14 protein-coding genes and 1 tRNA gene are annotated in these 23,215 nt (G+C 44.3%); 13 read left to right on the forward strand and 2 right to left on the reverse strand.

The features are described from left to right. The first annotated feature begins 110 nt into the window (after window positions 1-110). From AB6805_RS16570 to AB6805_RS16630, 13 genes are all read left to right on the forward strand, one after another. The gene (locus tag AB6805_RS16570; protein WP_370910550.1) at window positions 111-1,259 is read left to right on the forward strand and encodes a putative sensor domain DACNV-containing protein; all 1,149 of its coding nucleotides are present in this window, start codon (window positions 111-113) and stop codon (window positions 1,257-1,259) included. Between the two features lie 18 nt (window positions 1,260-1,277). Beyond that, window positions 1,278-1,877 carry a pseudouridine synthase gene (locus AB6805_RS16575; RefSeq protein WP_370910551.1) on the forward strand — a complete coding sequence of 200 codons (600 nt, stop codon included), beginning with the start codon at window positions 1,278-1,280 and terminating at the stop codon, window positions 1,875-1,877. A 110-nt stretch (window positions 1,878-1,987) separates the two neighbouring features. Then, window positions 1,988-4,183, forward strand: coding sequence for a family 20 glycosylhydrolase (locus AB6805_RS16580; RefSeq protein WP_370910552.1), 2,196 nt, complete (start codon window positions 1,988-1,990; stop codon window positions 4,181-4,183). Beyond that, the gene (locus AB6805_RS16585; protein WP_370910553.1) at window positions 4,165-4,287 is read left to right on the forward strand and encodes a hypothetical protein; all 123 of its coding nucleotides are present in this window, start codon (window positions 4,165-4,167) and stop codon (window positions 4,285-4,287) included. The genes AB6805_RS16580 and AB6805_RS16585 overlap by 19 nt, the downstream gene beginning before the upstream one ends. Before the next feature lie 96 nt (window positions 4,288-4,383). Beyond that, window positions 4,384-5,685, forward strand: a complete 1,302-nt coding sequence (locus tag AB6805_RS16590) for a hypothetical protein (RefSeq protein ID WP_370910554.1) — start codon at window positions 4,384-4,386, stop codon at window positions 5,683-5,685. 324 nt (window positions 5,686-6,009) lie between these two features. Next, the gene (locus AB6805_RS16595) at window positions 6,010-8,478 is read left to right on the forward strand and encodes a glutaminase domain-containing protein (RefSeq protein WP_370910555.1); all 2,469 of its coding nucleotides are present in this window, start codon (window positions 6,010-6,012) and stop codon (window positions 8,476-8,478) included. 139 nt (window positions 8,479-8,617) lie between these two features. Continuing rightward, window positions 8,618-8,690, forward strand: a tRNA-Lys gene (locus tag AB6805_RS16600). A gap of 538 nt (window positions 8,691-9,228) precedes the next feature. Further along, complete coding sequence (locus AB6805_RS16605) at window positions 9,229-9,558, forward strand: helix-turn-helix domain-containing protein (protein ID WP_370910556.1); 330 nt, start codon at window positions 9,229-9,231, stop codon at window positions 9,556-9,558. Beyond that, a complete protein-coding gene (locus AB6805_RS16610; RefSeq protein WP_370910557.1) occupies window positions 9,548-12,619 on the forward strand; it encodes an Eco57I restriction-modification methylase domain-containing protein in 3,072 nt (1,023 codons plus the stop codon). Before AB6805_RS16605 ends, AB6805_RS16610 begins: the two co-directional genes overlap by 11 nt. 4 nt (window positions 12,620-12,623) lie before the next feature. After that, window positions 12,624-14,273 (forward strand): Eco57I restriction-modification methylase domain-containing protein, encoded by a 1,650-nt coding sequence (locus tag AB6805_RS16615; RefSeq protein WP_370910558.1) that lies wholly within the window; start codon window positions 12,624-12,626, stop codon window positions 14,271-14,273. A gap of 295 nt (window positions 14,274-14,568) precedes the next feature. Further along, window positions 14,569-14,922, forward strand: coding sequence for a transposase (locus AB6805_RS16620; RefSeq protein ID WP_370910559.1), 354 nt, complete (start codon window positions 14,569-14,571; stop codon window positions 14,920-14,922). Between the two features lie 79 nt (window positions 14,923-15,001). After that, the gene (locus tag AB6805_RS16625; RefSeq protein ID WP_370910560.1) at window positions 15,002-15,898 is read left to right on the forward strand and encodes a transposase; all 897 of its coding nucleotides are present in this window, start codon (window positions 15,002-15,004) and stop codon (window positions 15,896-15,898) included. A gap of 190 nt (window positions 15,899-16,088) precedes the next feature. After that, complete coding sequence (locus tag AB6805_RS16630) at window positions 16,089-17,324, forward strand: tyrosine-type recombinase/integrase (RefSeq protein ID WP_370910561.1); 1,236 nt, start codon at window positions 16,089-16,091, stop codon at window positions 17,322-17,324. Between the two features lie 167 nt (window positions 17,325-17,491). Here AB6805_RS16630 and AB6805_RS16635 read toward each other — a convergent pair whose 3' ends face one another. Together AB6805_RS16635 and AB6805_RS16640 are read right to left on the reverse strand one after the other, a co-directional pair. Continuing rightward, on the reverse strand, window positions 17,492-18,061 hold the full coding sequence (locus tag AB6805_RS16635; RefSeq protein WP_370910562.1) for an SMI1/KNR4 family protein: 570 nt from the start codon (window positions 18,059-18,061) through the stop codon (window positions 17,492-17,494). A gap of 917 nt (window positions 18,062-18,978) precedes the next feature. Beyond that, a complete protein-coding gene (locus AB6805_RS16640) occupies window positions 18,979-23,211 on the reverse strand; it encodes a DUF6443 domain-containing protein (protein ID WP_370910563.1) in 4,233 nt (1,410 codons plus the stop codon). Window positions 23,212-23,215 lie beyond the last annotated feature (4 nt).

Consider the following 23,215-nt stretch of genomic DNA (forward strand, 5'->3'; position numbering starts at 1 on the left):
TAGGGAAACAACGTCAGGGACAGAAAAGTTCACATGCTTCCTGCTATTCCGAAATGATTTAAATTAGCGGTTTAATATTATATAAGGACGATTAAATGTGACCAGGATTTATGGAAATAGCAAACGACGCAACATACCAGGCCGCTGCAAAGGTGGCCGGAACGATAGAAGCACATTTTAAGAAACATCTTTGCGCTGCGAAGGAGAATGGAGAAGATGATCTCGCTACTGTGCCGGCAGCCTGGCAGGTGGAAAAGATTATCGACGTGGCCTTTTGGGCCAGCTTACGCAAGGAGGAAGGGAACGCCATCCGGATTTCCCTGGCGTTTTTGCCACCTTCACAGGCCGGCAAGCCCCTGCTTTTTGAGAAACCCCTGCTGCTCACGCCGCAGCTGCTCACCAAACTGGCGCCGGGCGTGGAACGCCCCGGCATTCATATCGGCGTATGGCCGGTGGGCGATGAGCTGCACGTATGGGGCACTACCATAAAACTACCCAACCTCTGTTTTGTATTGGACGTATCCGAGCCGGGATTGCTGGTGGTGAAACACCGCCGTGCCGCCGGATTGGGCAAGTTTACCAATGTGGCCATGCTCCGTGGCGACCAGGTGAAGGTGGTGAACGAAGACAGCGGGTTGCTGCCCGACAGTCCGCCGATCCTGAAATCCCTGCTGGGCTTAACGCCCTCCTGTTTATGGAACAACAGCGTGAATGTATTGATACAAATTGCCGTCTCCATGCGCGCGCACAAACGGGGTGGTATTTTGCTGGTAACGCCTTCCAACAGCGACGCCTGGCGTGAATCTATTATTCACCCGCTTCAATATCCTATCAGCCCTGCCTTTTCGGGAGTGGCCGATTTGCTGCGCTATGATGGAAAAAGCGTGACGGAGATTTTCTGGCAGAATGCGCTCCGCCGCGAAGTGGAGAATATCACCGGGCTTACCGCTGTAGACGGCGCCACTATTGTAAACGACCAGCAGGAGTTACTGGCTTTTGGGGCCAAGATCACCCGGGCCAAAGATGCGTGGCCGGTTGATAAAGTATTGCTGGCCGAGCCGATAGAAGGCGGCGTGCCTACGCTGATACATCCGTCAGCCATCGGGGGAACGAGGCATTTATCCGCTGCGCAGTTTGTACATGACCAGCACGATTCGCAGGCGCTGGTAGCTTCGCAGGATGGGTACTTTACGATCTTCTCGTGGTCGAACCAGCAGCAGCTGGTACAGGCGCACCGGATCGATATCCTGCTGATATAACTTACTTTGCAGCCTCTTATGCACAGATACTTCATTATTAACAAGCCTTTTGATATGGTGTCGCAGTTTGTCAGCTCTCATGATGTGAGGTTGCTGGGCGAGCTGCCGTTTGATTTCCCGGAGGGAACCCATGCCATTGGGCGGCTGGACAATCATTCCGAAGGGCTGCTGATATTGACCACCAATAAAAAGGTGACGCGGTTGTTGTTCCAGGGAAAAGTACCGCATGAAAGAACGTATCTCGTAAAGGTAAAAGGGGAGATGAGCGAGGACACGCTGCAGCGTTTGAAAGAAGGGGTGCCTATTTGCGTGGGAGAAGGCGAGGAGTACATTACCACGCCATGCCGCGTGGAAATAGTAGCGCGCCCGGAGGGATTGTTTGATCATCCACGGGAATTGCCCATTAAAGTACCGCATACCTGGCTGCTGATCACCTTAACCGAAGGGAAATTCCACCAGGTGCGTAAAATGGTGGCAGCCGTGCATCACCGCTGCCAGCGGCTGATCCGCGTGTCTATCGAAAACCTGTTGCTGGGAGACATGCAACCCGGCGAAGTAAGAGAATTGCGGGAAGAAGAGTTTTTTGAACTGCTGAAGATCACAGATTATAAGGATTAACATCTGTCAGAGATGAATATAGCTGCATGATAAGTGAAGATCCCATTAGTTTGTCGCCTTGTTTCTTATTAGGTTTGCCCTTTGGACATCATGCTTTAATGAGATTTTTTATGAAGAAGATTTTCTTGCTTGCAGGGGCTTTGTGTTTACTGATGCAGGCTACTTTCGCGCAATCTGAGCGCTATCCCTTAATTCCTTATCCGCAGCAGCTGGAGGCCAGGACCGGCTCATTTGTAATTACACCCGCCACCAAACTGGTGCTGCCGGCCAACCGGGCACAATTTGCTACCGAAGCGGCGCAGCTGCAATCGTTATTTACCCAGGCATTGGGCGCATCCCTGCGGACGACAATGAAACCCGTAAAGGGCGCCATTGTGATGCAGCAGAATGCTGCGCTTGCCGGCGAGGAAGATTATACGATGGACGTGAGTGAGCAACAGTTGCTGATCACCGCCCGCACACCGGCAGGATTTTTCCGTGCCATCCAAACCTTACGGCAGCTGATGCCGGCTTCCATTGAAGGAGCGCATGCGGCGGCGTTAAAAAGCATTGCTATCCCGGCCATGCTCGTGAAAGATCATCCGGCCTACGGCTGGCGTGGTATGCACCTGGATGTATCGCGTCATTTCTTCTCGGTTGATTATCTCAAAAAATACATCGACCTGCTGGCATTATATAAAATGAATAAGCTGCACCTGCACCTGACCGATGACCAGGGCTGGCGCATAGAAATAAAAAAATACCCGTTGCTCACCACACAGGGCGCCTGGAGAGAGTTTAATAACCAGGATTCTGTTTGTATGAAGATGGCCGCCACCAACCCGGACATGGCTATTGATACACAGCATATTATTCATAAAGATGGTAAAACGCTGTATGGCGGCTTTTATACGCAGGAGCAGATGCGCGGTATTATCCGCTATGCGGCCGACAGGCAGGTAGAAATTATTCCTGAAATTGATATGCCTGGTCATATGATGGCCGCTATCAGGGCGTATCCTTTTCTTACCTGTAGTGGTGAAATAGGCTGGGGTAAGAATTTTTCCACGCCTATTTGCCCGTGTAATGAATCTACTTTTGCTTTTGCAGAAGATGTGTTTACAGAAATCGCCGCGTTGTTTCCTTCAAAATATATTCACCTCGGCGCCGATGAAGTAGAGAAAACCAGCTGGGCTGCTTCTCCGCTATGTACCGAAGTGATGAAGGCCAACAACCTGAAAACGGTGGAAGAGCTGCAGAGCTATTTTGTGAAGCGCATGGAAAAGTTTTTCCACTCGAAAGGCAAGGTGCTGATTGGCTGGGATGAAATATTGGAAGGAGGTATCAGTCCTACGGCGGTGCTGATGTACTGGCGCTCCTGGGTGCCTGATGCCCCTGTAAAAGCCGCACGGCATGGCAACTCCGTGATCATGACACCGGGTAACCCGCTGTATTTCGACGCGGTGCCGGATCGTAATTCCATTTATAATGTATATCATTTTCAGCCGGTGCCAAAAGGCTTAACGGCCGAAGAGGCGACGCACATCATGGGTGCGCAGGCGAATATGTGGGCGGAATACATTCCTTCCGAGAAACGCGCCGACTATATGTTTATGCCGCGTATGACTGCGCTGGCGGAAGTATTGTGGACCAACCGGAATGAGTACGATCACTACCTGCAACGCCTCAACGAACAATACAAACGCCTGGATGTGCTGGGTGTGCATTACCGTTTACCTGACCTGGATGGTTTTACAGAAGATAATGTGTTTGTAGACCAGGTGACGCTGGAGGTGAAGAAACCACTAACGGACATGACTATCCGTTATACAACGGATGGTACTATTCCCGGTGAGCAGGCCGCCGTATTACCGGACAATTACGTGATCCGTGAGCCGCAAACGATCAGGCTGGCGGCTTTCAGTCCTGCGGGCAACCGGGGCGATATTTATACCCTTCGTTACCGCAAAGAAGCCTACCGCAAAGCTACCGTAGTGAAAGATGCGCGGCCGGGTTTGAAGCTGGATTATGTTGAAGGTTCCTATAAAAGCGCTGCAAAGATCAAGGAGCCGGCCGACAGCTCCATCCGTGTGAGCAATGCCATTATTCCCGAAGGAATGGGTAAGGGAGGCGGTCCGTTTGGTGCGCGGGTGTATGGTTATATTAATGTGCCGGCTACGGGGATCTATAGTTTTTATTTGACGGCAGATGATGGCGCCATCTTATATATCGATGAACAGGAAGTGGTGAACAACGACGGCTGGCATGCGCCGTTGCAGAAAAGCGGGCAGGTAGCGCTGGAGAAAGGATGGCACCTATTAAAGTAGCGTTTGTAGAAGGGGGAGGCGGATACACGCTGAAGCTGGAATACAGCGTGAATGGTAGTAAGCTGCAACCGGTACCAGACAGCTGGCTGGGAGCGGGGTTATAAAAAAGTGTTTTTAAGATAAAGGAAGCGGGTGGCTGTTCAGCTATCCGCTTCTTCTTTTTTGGAAAGTGAATTTTTTTATTATTTTTGATACTATCTATGCGTATCATAAAAATATTCCTGTTCCTGTTAACCTTCAGTCAGGCGGCATTTGCTACAGATGCTGCGTTGGCGAAGATCCTGGCCTCTCTTAGTTCTGAGCAAAGAACGTTATTGTATCAATATGGCACCTTGAATACCTGGGCGAGTCCTGCGGAGGCAGACAGTTTCTGGCGCGTGCATCAGCCGGCGTTGGGGGCTATTTCGCCTGAACAGGGTAAGTTGCTGGCAACGGAGTTGCTAACGAATACTGAATTGACCTATACCATTAAAAAGCCTTCCCGTTTGCAGGCGTTGAGGGGCGTGTTTACCGCTTCGAGGCTGTTGCTGGGGCTGGCGGCACTGGTAGGGGCTTTTGCAGCGGTGCAGCTGATTGGCCGGTACCTGCCGGGCGCCTGGCAATGGCTGGTGCGGCATCTGTATCCCTTTTACCGGCGGTTATTTTCGCCGCAGATGCTTAGCTGGGAGTTGCTGATAGTAGCGCTGGCGGGTATTTACTGGGGGCCGCTGATCCCGGAGCTGATTATCCGCACTATTGTGATTCACGTGGGGCTGGTGTTGTTTTGGACACAACTAACGGCCATCCTTACACGTCGTTATTTTGCAAAGCAGTATACGCATATCATCCTGCAGAGCTTTGATCATTATAATACGCCGTTGCAGGCTTTCTTATATGTATCGGTACCGGCGATCCTTACTTCGGGCGCGATATTGTGGGTAATGCAGGTATGCGCGGATGTGTGGTATCCGTATGAGGTGATTGTGCCGGCGATGATAGGGATATTTACGTTGCCGCCATTGCGAAGCATGGAAAAGGCGTTGAGCCGTTTGCTGTTTCCTTTTACCTACGAGCGGTTACGGCCAAAAGATCAGCGTGCGGCCACTTATGTGCTCATATCCCTGGTGGTATGGGGCGTGTTGTTAGTGATGCCGGTAGTGCTGAAAGAGGCATTGCTGATGCTGACCATTTTCCTCACGGGGGCGTTATTGTTTATTTCCATCGCAGACGTGATCCACAGCGGGGGCAAAAATTATATCTGGCTGCAGGTGGTTACGCTGGGCTTTCTTTTTGGGGTAGTGGTAACCGGATCGCAGCTAGGCATGCTGTTACTTACCTGGGTAGGCATGGGCGGATTGCTGGTGTATTTGCTGATCAAATACTGGGAGCTGCCGGTAGTGCTGGGTTGGAGCTGGAAGGATAAGAAGGCGTGGGGCGCGCTGGGTATGGCATTGCTGATATGGGGCATAGCCACATTGATCCGTTCGCGGCCGGAATGGTTTGCGTTATTCCCTAAGATTTAGCGAAGAATTTAATGTAAAAGTGTATTTTTGCGCTCCTTATACGCACGACATTTAATTAATTTAAGATACGCGCAGATCCGAAAACGTACTGACAAGGCTTCTCAGGGCCTCCAAGGCGGGAGTAGGGTTTGCGTTTTTTTTGTGTTTCCCCTTTTCTTTTTTTTTCTCCGGAGATATTTTTTTCGGCAGCTAGTACTAACCACGTTGATGGACGATATACCAGTAACGGGGACGTTTTTTTATGAACGGTTATGAATCCCCCGGAAAATGTAATACTTTTAATAATTGTACTTAATACGCTTAATCGATTTATCAAATCACGTTATGGTGAAAACACTCGCATTTTTGGCCCTGCTGGGCATCGGCGGCAGCGCTGTGGCACAACGAAAGGCTCCGTCTTATCCTTTGATTACGCATGATCCTTATTTCAGTATCTGGTCGGCTACTGACGAATTGAATGGCAGCACCACCAAACACTGGACTGGTGCGGCTCAATCGCTGACCGGGCTGGTAAAGGTAGACGGTGTTACCTACCGGGTGCTGGGACAAAACGAACAGAGCTACCAGCCAATAGCCGCTACCAGCGATGAAGCGCCTTACCAGGTGAAGTATACCGAAACCGCCCCTGCGGAAGGCTGGATGCAGCCCTCCTTTGACGACAAAGCCTGGAAATCAGGAAAAGCGCCATTCAGTGATAACGTTGCCTCCGGCGGTACCCGCTGGGAAAGCAAGGAGCTGTGGACCAGGAGAACCTTTGACGCGGGAGACTTGAGCGCCGCGGAGTTATTCCTGAAAATCTCTCACGATGATAATATTACCGTATACCTCAATGGCGAGGAAATTTACGGGCATAAAGGCTGGCTGAATCAGTACATCTACAAACCAATACCGGATGCCGTAAAAAGCAAGCTAAAGCCCAAAGGCAATGTACTGGCCATACATATCCTGAACACCGCCGGCGGCGCCTTCCTGGATGCCGGCATTGCGCGTTTGGTACCACCGCCGGGCAACAAAGGCATAGAGAAAGGAGTTCAAACGGCGGTGAACATCAACGCCACCCAAACCAGCTACCAGTTCACCTGCGGCAAAGCAGATGTAACCCTCACCTTTACCTCGCCCTTGCTCATGGACGACCTGATGCTGCTGTCGAGGCCCGTTTCTTACATCTCTTATAAAGTAACTTCCAACGACAACGCTGCCCACAAAGTACAGGTATACTTCGGCGCATCTACCAACATCAGCGTAAACGTGCCCGCACAGGCCGTAACTGCTACTAAATATACCAATGGCCAGCTCTCCATACTGAAAGCCGGCACCAAAGAACAACCAGTACTGAAAAAGAAAGGCGACGACCTGCGGATAGACTGGGGTTATATGTATGTAGCCACACCCACCGCTACCCGCCCGGTGCAATATATCAGCAATGCAGGGGATGCCATGGCCGCATTTGCCAACAGTACTACCGCCAGCACCAAAGAGGATAAGCAACTGGTGCTTAGCACCGCTGTGGACCTGGGCACGGTAAACGCCACGCCGAAAGAACAGGTGTTCCTGCTCGGCTACGATGATCTTTATGCTTTGCAGTATTTCAATACCAACCTGAAAGCATGGTGGAAAAATGATGCTACCCAAACCATCGATAAACAACTGAACGCCGCTTACACCGGTTACGCTTCCATCCTCGACAAATGCGCGAAATTCAATGCGCAGCTGTATAAAGATGCGGTAAGCGCCGGCGGGGAAACCTACGCCAAACTCTGCGAACTGGCCTACAGGCAAGCGATTTCCGCGCACAAACTGGCTAAGAGTCCGCAGGGTGATATCCTGTTCCTCTCCAAAGAGAACTTCAGCAACGGCTGTATCAACACGGTAGATGTTACCTATCCATCAGCCCCGCTGTTCCTGCTCTATAACCCGGACCTGCTGAAAGGCATGATGAACGGCATCTTCTATTTCTCTGAAAGCGGCAAGTACACACAACCTTACGCAGCGCACGACCTGGGCACCTATCCACTCGCCAACGGACAAGCCTACGGCGAAGGCATGCCGGTAGAAGAATCCGGTAACATGCTGGTGCTGGCAGGCGCCATTGCCCGCGCAGAAGGCAATGCGGACTACGCCAAGAAACACTGGAAAACGCTCACCACCTGGGCGGAATACCTGCTGAAAGAAGGCTTTGACCCCGCTAACCAGTTATGTACCGATGACTTTGCAGGCCACCTTGCCCGCAATACCAATCTTTCCCTGAAAGCGATTGCCGGTATCCGCTCCTACGCCATGCTGGCTAAACAGCAAGGGCTTACCGACGTAGCCGCCAAATACGAAAACGCTGCCAAAGAAATGGCCGCCAACTGGGTGAAGCTCGCTGATGATGGCGATCATTTCAGTCTTGCTTTCGAAAGCAAAAACACCTGGAGCCAGAAGTACAACATGGTATGGGACAAAGTGCTCAACTTTAACCTGTTCCCTGCGGCGGTATACAAAAAGGAAACAAGCTTTTACCTGACCAAACAACAGCAATTCGGTCTACCACTGGACAGCCGTAAAACCTACACCAAATCCGACTGGATTATGTGGACGGCTGTACTCACGGATAACGCTTCCGACTTTGACGCCCTGGTAGCGCCGTTATACACCTATGTAACGGGCACGACTACACGGGTACCACTGAGCGACTGGCATGAAACGACTGATGGGAAGATGGTGGGGTTTCAGGCGAGGAGTGTAGTAGGAGGGTATTTTATGAAGATGCTGGATGCGAAGTTTAATCCTTCGTCTGTTACTTCCAGGTAATTTGCTTTACGCCCTTTCTGCGTTGCGTAGAAAGGGCGTTTTATATATTCATTTCAATTGATGTGGATAAATTATTCAAAATGAGTTTGGAAGTAATTTAGAAATTCCTATCTTTGCACTCCGTTAAACAAAAAAGGAAGATTCCCTAGCTCAGTTGGTAGAGCAATACACTTTTAATGTATGGGTCTTGGGTTCGAGTCCCAAGGGGATCACTGGAATAAAGAAAGGCTTCAGAACGCATTCGTTTTGAAGCCTTTTTTGGTTCGATACCTTATCAGTGAGTATTGGATTATTTTCAACTTATTGATTTATAAAAGATCTCTGGTTCGAGTTCCATAAGGTTAATGTGATCTTAATTCTTAATTTAGATATCATTCTTCGGATTGATCGCTAGAGTTTAGTATTTGTTGAATGGTGATTTCTGCTAAGTAATTAATGTATTCAACAATTTAATCTGCTTCCTCCTCAGGTACAGATATCCCATTTTCTGCTAGTAGTGAAATCGCATCCGAGGCCATGAGTTTACTTTTTCTAAGTGATTTGAAATTCTCTTTATCATTTGATTGAGACTGGTGCATTGTAAGGTTAGTTTTAGGGTTAATTGTCCTTTTAAGGATTACATGAAAGTACGTTTCTTAATTTTGATGCAAATTGATTGTTGATGCTACTTAATGAAATTTTGCTGAATGTGTATAATTTTATTTTCTTTGCTAAGATTTTTAGTTTAAACTTGTCAGTATTTGACAATCAATGGCAACTGAATTCGGCATCAAAGTAAGACAACTCCGCGAAGAGGGAAATCTCCTGCAAAAGCAGGTCGCTGACCAGATACACGTAGACATCCCTATATTTAGGTTATGTAAAATAGAAAAAGGTCCCCGTAAGGCCCAAAAGGATCAAGTAGAATTATTCGCTAAAGCCTTGGAAGCTGACTCGGAAGAATTGTTAACCTTATGCTTGGTTGATCATTCATTTGATGTGGTGGCAGGCGAGCGTCTTGATTTTAAGGAAATCCCGTTGGTGAGTAAACATATCAAAAATCATATTGATAATAATTTAAAGTTTGCAAATGGCTTATAAAGTTACTCGCACAAAAGAAGATAGCCGCTTGCAATTGAAAAAACTAGTAGAAGCATTTGCTGCTCAGCATGCGGTTTATAGTAAAAATACCTATAATGAAGCCCAGTTACGTGTGGATTTTATAAGTCCATTGATAAAGACATTTGGATGGGATATTGATAATGAATCAGCCCAATCACAGTTTCTGAGAGATGTCATCCAAGAGGAAGCAATAGATGTGGCCGAAGAGGATAGTCTAAAGAAAAAGAATCCAGATTATACACTACGTATACAGGGTACACGAAAGGTTTTTGTGGAAGCCAAGAAAGTGGCAGTAGATATTGAACACTCAGCCAAGTCTGCTTTTCAGACGAGGCGTTATGGTTGGAGTGCAAACTTAGGAATCTCGATTCTGACCAACTTTGATAAATTGGTAGTTTACGACTGTCGTTATCAACCCAATAGCACAGATGAACCAACTGTGGCACGTTACCGGATATTACATTATACGGAGTTCTTGGAAAATTTTGACGAACTGTACGATTTACTGGCGTTTACTTCAGTTTCGGTAGGTTATCTGGATGAATATTTTTCATTAAATCGTCCTGATCTAACCACTTTTGACGATGTTTTCCTCAAGCAGATCGAAAAATGGCGCTTGCAACTAGCCACCAATATTATCACCAGCAATCCCAATATGGATGAGGATACGGTTAATATCTTAGTCCAGCGACTACTGAATCGGATTGTGTTCTTACGAATATGTGAAGATCGCGATATCGAAAGATACGAAACATTGAAGCAGGTCAAGGATTATGCGGGGCTTAAAGCTATCTTCATGAGCTCAGATAAGAAGTACAATTCTGGATTGTTTGATTTTGTCGAGGATACCCTTTCTCTGAAAATCAATCTGGATGCTAATGTATTGGTTGACATATTTAATGAACTTTATTACCCGGAAAGCCCATACGATTTTTCGATGGTTGATCCGGCGATTCTCGGTCAAATATATGAACGTTATCTGGGTAGTAGAATCTCGATTACCGGGGCAGGACAAATTGTACAGGTAGAGGAGCCAGAAGTGGCGGCCTCAAGTGGTGTTGTTACTACTCCTAAACTGATCGTTAGTCATATCGTAAAAGAGACGCTGGATCCACTGTTGGATGGCAAAACGTTGGAAGAGATCCAACAGCTAAGGATCGCCGATATCTGTTGCGGTTCAGGAACTTTTCTGATCGCAGTATACGATTATCTGGTGGAAATGATCACTCTAAAATTGATTGCAAGTGGCGTACCTGATCCCTCGATTTTGTGCTTAGACCATAGGGGGGCTTACAGCCTGACACTGAAAGGACGGCATGCAGTGCTACTCAACCAAATTTATGGGGTGGACATTAATCCTTATGCAGTAGAAGTGACAAAATTCAGTTTGTTTTTGAAATTATTGGAGAACGAGAATGCTGGCTCAGTTAACCAATTCTTGACTAACTCTGGCCAAAAGGTTTTGCCTTCAATAGATGATCATATCAAAACCGGGAATTCTCTGGTGGATGAAACTTATTTTACTTTTGATTCTACTGCTGTCGCCAATAATGAATTATTATACAAGGTTAAGCCTTTTAATTGGCATACTGAGTTCCCTTTCCTTAAGGATCAGGGAGGTTTTGACGCTATTGTCGGCAACCCACCCTACGTTCGCATCCAACATATGGCAAAGTACTTAGCTGAAGAGATTAAATTTTATAAGCATCCTACTGCTGGTTATACGGTGGCAAAGTCCAATACTTTTGACAAATATTATTTATTTATTGAGCGTGCAGTTAGGTTGCTAAAGCCTGAAGGACGTTTAGGGTATATTGTTCCAAATAAATTTTTCATAGTGAAGGGAGGAAGGGAATTACGCCATTTTATTACTGTAAATAGCGAACTTGCGAAGATTATCCACTTTGGTGTTACGCAGGTTTTCCCCAATCGTAGTACATATACAGCGATATTAATCTTAGGACCAACTGGAAATGATGAGTTTCAGTTTAAACGCATTCAAAACCTCACAAAGGAATTAATCTCTGGTAGTATCGGTTATAAGGATTACAAAAAAGCTGATTATAGTAAGGATCCATGGATCTTTTCATCTGATGGAGCACAGCAGGTTTTTAATAAACTATATACTGTAAACACAGTACAATTGAATACTGTGGCAGAAATCGCAGTCGGGCTACAAACCAGTGCGGATGAAATCTATATTTTCAAACCTTTAGCGATAACAGAAACTACATTTCGTTTTACAAAAAATGATGTGGAATATGAAGTTGAGAAGGCTATTTGTACACCTTGTCTCTATGACTTAAGTTTTGAGCTTTTCGATACAGTTGAAGCAAATGCGATGATGATATTTCCCTATATTATTACGGAAAAGGCAGAGGTGATGACTGAAGAATATTTGCAGAATAACTTTCCGCTGGCCTGGTCTTATTTATGTCTACATCGTACCAAATTGGAGAAAAGAAGTATCAATGGATCGAAAGATCCCAAATGGTATCAATACGGTCGATCACAAAGCTTGACCAAATTCCATGCAAAAGAAAAATTGATCTGGCCAGTATTATCTAAAGAAGCCAGTTATGTTTTTGATGAGGAGAACATAAAATTTACTGGTGGTGGAAATGGCCCCTATTATTCTTTGCTTAGCCACATGGAGTATTCTCCATTATATTTCCAGGCGATTCTAGCCCATCCTTTGTTCGAAGGCATAATTAAATCAGGTGCCAGCGAGTTTCGGGGGGCTTATTATTCGCATGGAAAACAATTTATGGAGAAATTACCGATCAGGGCAATAAACTTTACAGAACCTGCTGAGCGTAAACTCCACGATGATATTGTACAATTGGTTAAACAGATTATTGCTGCGAAAAGGACTTACCAATCTATGCAAAATCCAGATAGGAAAGCTGTTTTGAAGCGAAGCCTTGAGTACCTAAAAAATGGTCTATTGGAACAGGTTAATCAACTATACGGAATTACAACAGAGGATATAAGAATAGTATTAAGTGATCAATCTTTTATAACAAATTTTGAAGATTAGCGTGATGGAGTCCATTATAGAAATAGAAGCCCTAGATTCTAAGAAGTTGCGTGGGGGATACTATACCCCCCAACCGATAGCTGAATTTATTTGCAAATGGGCAATTACGGAGCAGAATGTCCGTGTCTTGGAACCCAGTTGTGGTGATGGTAACTTCATCGAAGCGGCTATCCAGAGGTTTTTAAGAATTGGGGTACCGAAAGATCAATTGTTGGGCCGAGTGAAAGGTGTTGAATTACTGGCCGTAGAAGCACAGAAGTCTAAGAAGCGTGCGGCGAATTATGGTCTCAATTCGAAGACAATTACAAATTCCGACTTTTTTAGTTTTTTGGCGTCAAATCCTAATGAACGATTTGATGTTGTAGTGGGTAATCCACCTTTTATTCGTTATCAAAACTTCCCTGAAGAACACCGTAAACTTGCTATCAGCATGATGCAGGAGATGGGCTTAAGTCCCAATAAGCTCACAAACATTTGGGTTCCATTTCTAGTCCTGTCTGCGGGGCGCTTAAATCCAGACGGTAAGTTGGGTATGGTTATCCCTGCTGAGCTTTTTCAGGTTAAATATGCCGCAGAGACCCGAGTTTTCTTATCTCAATTCTTTGCAAGGGTAACGATCGTAACTTTTAAGAAACTTGTGTTTGACAATATACAGCAAGAAGTTGTTTTATTGCTTTGTGAAAAACAAACTGTCGGTACAAGAGGAATACGTATGGTAGAGGTTGCCTCATTAGATGAGTTGGATACTCTTGATATAGGGGAAGTACAAAATGGGGAAATAAAAGTATTAGAGCATAATACGGAGAAATGGACGAAATACTTTTTGGATGCGAACGAAATCCGTTTGTTGCGAAAGGTCAAAACCGATCCACGTATTCAACTAGCAGGTAGCTTGATGACGACCAACGTTGGATTGGTTACAGGAATTAACGAATTTTTTATGGTCACACAGCAAACTGCTGAACAATGGGGTATTTTATCTTATACTAAAAAGGTGGTCAGTCGCTCGGCACATTTTCGTGGCATCAAATTTACGGATCAGGATTTATCTGAGAACGTGCAATCTGAAATGGAAAGTTTTTTATTTCTGCCACCAGATGAAGAATTTGATCTGTTGCCACCTGCTTGTCAGGCTTATATCCGTTATGGTGAATCCAAAGATTACCACAAAGGTTATAAATGCCGAATTAGGAAACGCTGGTATATTACGCCTTCGGTCTATGAACCTAGTGGCTTCGCGCTAAGGCAAGTAGGTGATTATCCAAAACTAATTGTTAACGAAACAAATGCATCTTCTACAGACACTATTCATCGTGTGCGTTTCCACCCAGAAGTTGATGCTAGAAAAGTCGCACTTTCTTTCTTAAACTCTTTAACATTTGCTTTCTCGGAAATTACCGGTCGAAGCTATGGTGGAGGAGTTCTCACTTTTGAGCCAACAGAAATTGGGGAAATTCCACTACCATTGTTAACGCAGGACAGCGTTAATTTTGATCAAATAGACAAACTGATCCGCGAACGAAATATCGAAGAGGCTATGGATTTAGTTGACCAGGAGTTATTGGTGAATCAACTAAAGTTTACAGCTAATGAGGTAAGACAATTCCGTAACATATGGAAAAAGCTTTCCGGCAGAAGATTGAATCGCAAATAGCCTAGCTTTTATTGTAAATTATTCTTTTAGCTTTTAATGAGTGGTTTATGTATATTAAATATTTGACAATAGCTTGATGTCATGAATAATAAGGTTCGAGTTTTGTACCATAAGGTTCACCATCAGGAGTAAAACTAGATACTCTAACGTAATTAAAACCTTGTAGAATCAGCTTCTACAAGGTTTTTTTGTTTTTAGTGGTAAAGTTGTGAAAAGATAAGTAATGGATCAAGTTGAAAACTTGGGGGATAGTCAAAAAAATAGTTGTTTTGCAGGCAAATAAGAATGATAGATTTTGGATAAGAATTTTAGCCTGCTGATCGAGGCCCTTCTACCAGAAGGGATTTTGTATTATTTCGAGATAACCGATGCTTCTCAAAATGCAACTGAGATAAGTATTTATTTAGAGGAAAAGAATATTGTTCCCGCTGAGCATCAACATAAAAAACTTCACGCCAAAGATTTTCTGCCTCCTGTTGCTGTTCAGGATTTTCCTATCCGCAGAAAGAAGGTTACTTTATATGTAAAGCGCCGCCGATGGGAGGTTGTAGCCACTGGTGAAACAGTAACAAGAGATTGGGAAATAGTAAAAAAAGGAACGCGAATGACATTGGAATTCGGTTATTTTTTAAAAGGATTACTTAGATAATCATCCAATCAGCCCCGTTCAGCTTGGTGATATTTACGGGGTTGATGGTAAACAACTCGGCCAGCAATACAACCATCATTTGAGCAATTTTCCTAGTTGGGATCAGAAAGAGCACGCTGCCCAGTGGATGCTGTTTGAGCAAAACATCGGCACCTGCTTAAGCATAGATGAAACGGCTTTTTCCAGCGGGGAACTTTATACCATCGTTACCAACAAGCTGGTTAAAGGGCGAAAAGGCTCTATAGTGGCTATGATCAAGGGCACCCAGTCTGAATTCCTGAAAGAAATACTATTTAAAATTCCTAAACGTCTGCGCGGGAAAGTACAGGAAGTCACCCTTGATATGTCGGGCAGCCTCAATAGCACAGTGAAAGCCTGCTTCCCCAATGCTCACCGGGTTATAGACCGCTTCCATGTTCAACACCTGGCCTTTGAAGCGGTACAGGAAATAAGGATAAAACATCGATGGGAAGCCCTGGAACAAGAGAATCTGGACTATGAACAGGCAAAACGGAATGCAATAAAGTGGGAGCCTGCCAGACTTCCCAACGGGGACACTGCCAAACAACTGTTGGCAAGAAGCAGATACCTGCTGTTTAAACATCCCAGACTATGGACCAGAGAGCAACAGCAAAGAGCTGAGCTGTTATTTACCCATTACCCCCTCATTCATAAGGCCTATCAGCTATCCCTGCGACTGGGCGAAGTTTACAGGCATTGTAAGTGTAAGGAAGAAGCATTTAAGAAACTGGCGCTGTGGTACAATGATGTGGAAGAGGCAGGAATACTATCCTTTAAAACCGTTGCCAGGACTATCAGGATACACTACCTGGGCATCCTCAACTTCTTCAATAACAGGGCTACCAACGCCGCTGCAGAGTCATTCAATGCGAAGATAAAGTCCTTTAGAAATGCACTCAGAGGAGTCAGGGACGTTGAATTTTTTCTTTATAGATTAACTAAACTATATGCTTAAAAAATTTGACTATCCCCCAAGTTTTCAACTTGATCCAGAAAAGTGAGCGTTGCGGTTAGCAATATAAATATTAAATTGTGCTAACCGTCACAGACCCCAAATGCTGCACCGTATTGCATTTGACCAATGTTAAGTGATGTCAGGATAAGTGAAGTTGAAACAATTTTGGTTAACTTAAAACAAGCGTTGTATGACCAGTTTTTCTGTTCTTTTCTGGCTTAATAAGAGCCGCTCTAAAAACAATAAGCCCGCTATTTATCTACGTCTCAGCGTAGACGGCAAACGTGCAGAACTTTCCACGTATCAGTATGTAACCCCTTCATTATGGAACGCTTCCACCCAATCAGTCAAAGGGAATTCAGAGGAAGCGCAAGCGATTAACCGGCAGTTGGTAACCCTGAAAGCCAATCTACACAAACATTACAGCCATTTAGTTACTTCCGGTGGGCTGGTGACCGCTGCTGCTATTAAAAATTCTTTTGCTGGAATCACGGAACACTCGCGGACTTTATGCGAAGTGATAGACTTCCATAACCGCCGTTTTGCAGAGAAGGTGAAAGCCGGGATGAGATCCGGACGGACACTGAAACGCTTTGAGATCACGAAAGAGAAGGTAATAGCCTTTCTCAAAGTGCATTTTCATGTTTCAGATAAGCCGCTTTCTGAAATTCGTTTTTCTTTTGCCCCGGACTTTGAACACTTCCTCACCACCACGCAGGGTATTGGGTCTAACACGGCCATGAAGTACGTGAAGATTCTAAAACAGATGCTCAAATTGGCTGTAGATCAGGGTTGGTTGGTCGTTAGCCCGTTAAGCGGATTTAAATGTAGTTACGAAGAACCGCAGCGGGAACGGCTTACGATGGATGAAATTATGTCCTTGTATAATAAAGAGCTGATACCACGATTGGCAGAGGTGAGAGATATTTATCTGTTCTGTTGCTTTACGGGCTATGCTTACACAGATGTACTGCACCTTGCTCCGGATAATCTTGTTATTGGTATTGATGGCGAAAGGTGGATTATGAAAGACAGGATGAAAACCAATACAGCGGAACGGGTGCCGCTTTTGCCTATCCCATTAGAGATAATAGACCGTTACAAAGAAAGCCTTTATTGCAAGGCATATGGCCGTTTATTGCCGGTTAATAGTAACCAGCGGTATAATGCCTACTTGCAAGAAATAGCCACCCTATGCGGCATTAAAAAGCATTTAACAACACATACCGCCCGGCATACTTTTGCTACTACGGTAACGCTTGAAAATGATGTGCCGATTGAAACGGTGAGCCAGATGTTAGGGCATAAATGTATCCGTACCACGCAGATTTATGCGAAGATCACGCAGCAGAAAGTTAGTAATAATATGAGGGCGTTGCGTGACCGGTTGGCTACTCCTGGAGTAGAATTGCAGCGGATTGTTTAACCTGGTATCGCTGCCGCGGGCTGGTGCCTTATGAACAGATGTTTTTTGCAACGGTGGAACACTACCGGGCTGCATATGGAAAAACATCTGCTCATAAGGCACTTGTGTTTTGTAGGAGGTTTGTTTTTCTTTTCACCAGCATATTCGGCAATTGATTATGTCGGGCTTTATTCTTCCTGATTGTCAATGGTCATTTCCTTATGTTCCTTATCAAGTTTTATAATTAAGCTGAAGAAATTTGGTGCAATCTCTTGTATTTCTAAAGGTCTATCATGATCCCATAAGACAATAGGATAGTCATTGTTTGCAGAATTCCTACTAGTATCAAAGCAAAGCGCTCCCCAGTCACTCCAGTCGGCAAAGTGGATATATCCTTTATTGAGCATATATTCAAGCGGCCATCCATTGAAAATCATTTTTTTTAGATGATCTCTCCACTTATTTACTGGGTGTCTACAAAAGCTGGCCTCTGAAATATACAAGTCATAGAAGTGTTTATACTTTAGAAATACTTTGTAATCCGTTGGTAATCTGTGTCCCAATTGCGTTTCAAAGCTTTCAATTTCAGCATCAGTGACTTTACTATCAATCGGAAGCCATAATAATGATTTTTCTTTTGAATCTTGATTTGGGGCAATCATTTCTATTTCTACCCCCGAGATGCTATTGATACCAGCGTCGATACATTCCTGCAAGTAGGTGTCTACAATTTCTTTAATGGCATGATCATGGGTCATAGTTATCTTTTAATTGTGTGCTCTTCGCAGAGCAAATTCAGATACGTGTTTTAATTGTGTAATAAATATAATGCATTATTTGGATGTAAGTAGAAGTATGCCATAAGGGCTTTATAATTCCCAGCTTCGCAGAAATTTGCAAGATAACAGGTTGTATCACAACCTGCCTTTTTGCGCTTCCCCTCCAAAGTCTGACGCCGGTTTTTAACCCCTTTAAAATTTTGAGGGGTCAAGGTTATTATTCAATATTTGGGTAGTTTCGGATAGATAATTCCACGCTTCGCTGGAACCCGCAAGATGTTCGGTTGTGTCACAATCGGTCTTGCAATTTCCTGCTTATCAATACTCTCCCCAAAAAGGCCAGGGAAATATCCTCGACGATATTGATATGGTGATTCGAGACACCAAAAATTAAACAACTTACGAGTCATAAGTGAAAAATCCGCAGGCATTGCCTGCGGATTTTTCACTTATGACTCGTAAGTTGTTGGTTTATCTCTCAAAACAAAACCCTTTTATATTATCCGCATAATCACTTCATAGTGAAAACTGCAATTAAAATGATTGGTAATAAGAATGAAACCAAAGAAATAACTCCCCACATTTTTTTTTGAGCAGTTGTCTTAAGTTCAAATACTTCAATAGTCCTTCTCCCTTTTTCTTCCGAATAATACTTAAAAAGAAGAAATAACCATACGAAAATTAAGGGTAAGAAGTAGTATTTATTGATACCTATTTCCCTTAGATTGATCATTCCAATTCTTTGAAAAATTGCAAATATCAGAATGAATAACATCATTTGGCATACAGCCACGACACAGATGGCACTTGACCTAGGTTCTTCTCGTTTAAATCGGGAATAGAATTTATAAGTTGCGGCGTATATATTATCGTAATATCCCATCTTTATTTTTTGTTTATTTTTTATCTATTGAGTCTTGAATCGTATCACTAATGCCCTTGCCATCATTAGCCGCCATCGTTGCTAAATTTGCAAAAAACCAAACAGGTCCGACAACTTCACCTATAACAGGAACAAAAGTAAGTACCCCCACAGCGGCCTCAATAGTATGTTTAGTTTGCCATCCCTTTCCATTCGTCGCGGCATCAACACCTGTAAGAGCCAAACCAACAACTCCTAAAATTTTGCTGGTTTTGCCGATTGCTTTTCCTGAACTTTCATATATTGGAGCAGGAGCAACAGCATTTGCCTCTTTAAAGCCTATTTCAGCAGCTTTTAAAACCGTATTATCCACCACCTCGTTCACTTTCTGAGCTGCACCTGCAACTTTATTTATATCTGCAGCAGTAATTGCATCAGGCTCTTTTCCTGTTTTATCTTCAGCTGTAACACTCTGCTTTGCAGCATCGCCATCGACAGTTGGTTTGCTTGATGCAGAACCATCAGCATTCAATTGATAGGTGTTCCCATCATTAGCAGCAATTGTAGCTGTTTTTCCAAGATAAACAGCACCTTTTGCTGCGGCCTGACTCGCATTAGTTACACTTGCATCATATTGAGGTGTATAACTTCCGTTCTCATTTTTTTTTGCAATCCAGTCAAATGGTCCTTTTCCATCAGGGTCAATAAAACGAATTGGATTATCAAACGCATAATTATATGGCGACCACCTCCGCATTTTCTCTGCAAGAGGGTCTAATACATGCCATCTCCCTATCTGCTGATCATACATCCTCGCTCCATAGTCATACCACTCCAACCCACTACCATCACCGAACTCTCCATTTTGCAATTCCTTCCCGTTATACTTCATCCTATTCTCCGGATAATTCGTTCCCTTCAGTGCATTTGAGCTAATCCCCACCATCGTTAATCCAAATGGGTAATAATGTGTCTCTTCAAGCAGAGGTCCCGAAGCTAATGCAACTGCTACATCATCAAAGAATACGTCCTGAGCACTTTCATTACTGGTATACACATACAAAAAACCGGATTTTGTGGCAACCATTTCATCCTGGCCCAATGTCTGAAGCGCATCAGGTTCAGCTTTAACTTGCCTTACACCACTATTTTCATCCACTAATTTAAGCTGATCATCAAATAAAACAAAATTTAAATAAGCTTTTGGCCTCTCTGAATTTGGTTCATCTGCATCCTCTTGCTTAAGGCGCTGGTAGTCATTATTGTAAAAGTCACTGTTAAAAGGCGTTGTGGAATTAGGGGCGGAGGTTCCATGTGCGCCCTCTGACAGTGAATTTCCGCTGAAGGCTTGTACCAGGTCTGCCAGCATGTTTTCAGCTAAAGGAATTTCTTCTTTTCTATCCACTGGCGCTATAGATTTGTAAAAGGCTTTCGTTCTTATCCTAAAAGTGTCCCCTGCCATAACGCGCAAGACGATTGATGGCCCTATTTTCTTACCTTCATTAAGCGCTGTCAGTTTAGCGACAGATTCATTTTGGACACTATCTTCATTTGAAGGATACCCCAGAGGTTTGGATGCACGGGTATTCTCAATATTGCTAAATAGCGCTGATTCTTTTGATGCACTTGCAGCCTCCATTGTGGCTGAATAAACACTTAAGTCTGTCTGATCTGTAAGTACTACTCTCACATTGCCCAGATGGTCTTTTATAAAATAATCAAACCAGTAACTAACTGGTTGTCCGGTTTTAAATACAGCACGTATGCGTCCTTCTTCGTGGCTTGCAAACTGTAAAGTATCATTGCGATATACAAAATTCCCTATATAATCTGTGGTGGTAACTCTGGGTGCCCCGCTGGTAACGTCTGTTACAATTTTCCGGACTTTGTTACCGGAGGCATCGTATTTATAGACGATGTTCCCTTTGCCAGTAAGGACAATACTATCAGGCAGATTTAAGTAATTATAGCGGATAAGCGAGATTTTTTTATTCTCATCTTTGACAAGATTACCATTTGCGTCGTAATCATAGTCATCACCGGTATTTACCCCATTGTTGAAATCCCCAAGCTTTGCGGCCGCAGTATTAATGGGATCGGCCACTTTTGCCAATTTATTGCTGTTGCTGCGATAAGTATAGGAAAGTTGGTCAATAAGTGCGGGTGCCGCAGCGCCATTCTTACCCATCTGGTTCATGGTTAAGATATTGCCGTTTGCATCATAGTTCAGGTTATTTACGGTGAAATCCATCGCGGTTTTACCCCATGTCGTACCGTTTCTTTCCAGAAAATTTGCAGAAGTTAGCCGGGAAATCTTATCGTATCCAAAACTATACAGCCTTGCGATGCCGTTTGACTTGCTTTTCCAACGTGCGCCGGCTATGTCACCATTGAACTGGGCGGCGAGTGTGAACCCGTAATCATAGATCAGATCTTCGCCGAACCAGTTTGCAGTGCTACCATCAGTATTGGCGTAATCTTTATTGATTCCCTTAAGCCATCCGCGAATGTTATAATCATATTTGAGTGTTTCCAGCTGTCCCGTCGCTGTGACACCCAGCCTTTTTGTTTGCAGTTGGCCCAATTCATCGTAAGTAGAGGCTGAAATGGTCTTTTCACTTGCAACAACATCATTGAGCCGTTTCTTAATGTTGATCACCCGACCAGCAGCATCATAAGTGATCATTGTGAGAATCGTCGTTTGGGGACTACTTGTACTTTTCGGATTCTTGTGCTTAAGATAACTGCTCAGTAGCTTTCCATCGAAGTCATATAGGTTAGTTACTACATCCACGCCGCCAGAAATATTGTCAGACACTGTCTGAATCAGTCTGCCTTTATCATTATAATAATTAATTGTTGTCAACCACTGATTAGTTCCTAAAACCTTGGCCTTTCTACCGGTAACCATGCCTCTCGTTTTATTGCTCGGTGTAGCCGGCAAGGGTTCGGAATAGGGATTAGTCCCCGCCTGTGGTTTTCCTATATCTTCGGCAGCGTAAGTCAACGTACCTGCATATGTATAATCATTGTAAAAGGTAAGCGACAATGGAGTTAAAGCAGCCGCAGGTAAGTTAGGTAAAGGATTTCCTGTAACAATTGAATTCATAGAATTCTGTAACGTAGCCCGGTCAGTTGTAACAGCATAAAACTGAACCTGAGTAGGCCGGTTTAAAGCATCATGATAATTTACAAGCCAACCTGTCGGTTTCATATTGCCGTCTCGAGAAAAAACCAATCTGTCTCGTACGTCATATACCATCTCTGTTGAATCTGTTCCTGGCAATTTCTTGACAATCATCCGCCCGCGTCCGTCATACCGATATAAAAAGCACAGCTCTTTTACAACTTCTGCGCTCAGTATCCAGTTCACACTAATGGCCTGAACAGCTTTCGGGGGGATTACCATGCGAAGTTTATCTTTGTCATCATAAACATAATATGTGCATAGCCATCCAACATGTGCTGTACCAGCAACAGGAGCTTGTACTTTTCTCAGGATAGTTTGTCCTTCCTTATTTTCATACTCAATCACCTGGTTACCTGCTTCGTCTGTAGTAGAATTTTTGTATAACTGGCCTGCCTGATAAATTGCGGAACTTGTCGGAGTGATGGCTCCCGAGACAAGAGTCCAAATTCTTACAGAATCCGTCAGGCTATTCGTCTCGTAGCTTTTCTTTAAAAACCGGTTCCCTCCATTTTCACCAGTAGCGATGTCCTTCTTAGCCCAGCTGTTACCCGGAGCATAGGATCTTAAAGGTCTGCCTAATGGAGATGCTTCAAAATCAGTTTTGTTATAATACACGCTTTCCCCAGCTGTTCCCGGCATCAAGGTTGAGTTGGAAAAAAAGAGCCTTTGTTCAGTAAAAGGATCGGTTTTGAATTTCCCTGTACCTGAATTCTGTAAGGTAAAAGGAAGGTATTTATACTGCTCCCTACCGTACTGGTCATAAACAGCGGAAGTCACCATATCCTTTCCGGCGGGGCTTAGCCCTTTGGCAACAGTCTGAATAGGTCTGCCCAGACCATCAAAGTACTCCGTTGATTGCTTTACTTCCGATACCGAACGGATTGCCGCAGCAATTGTAGCCGAATCAGCGCTGGGCATACTGGGGTCCCAGGATCTGACGTAGTTTACAGAAGCATTGTTATACGCGGGAGGAGGGGCAACAGGAGTTGCTGCACCACGCGGAATGTCAACAGGGGTTTGGGCGTCCAAAGTACCTGTCAAGATTAATAAAAAAAGAAAATATATAACTTTTGACATGGCT

Source organism: Chitinophaga sp. RCC_12, assembly GCF_041360695.1.
In the GTDB taxonomy this organism is placed as follows: Bacteria; Bacteroidota; Bacteroidia; order Chitinophagales; family Chitinophagaceae; genus Chitinophaga.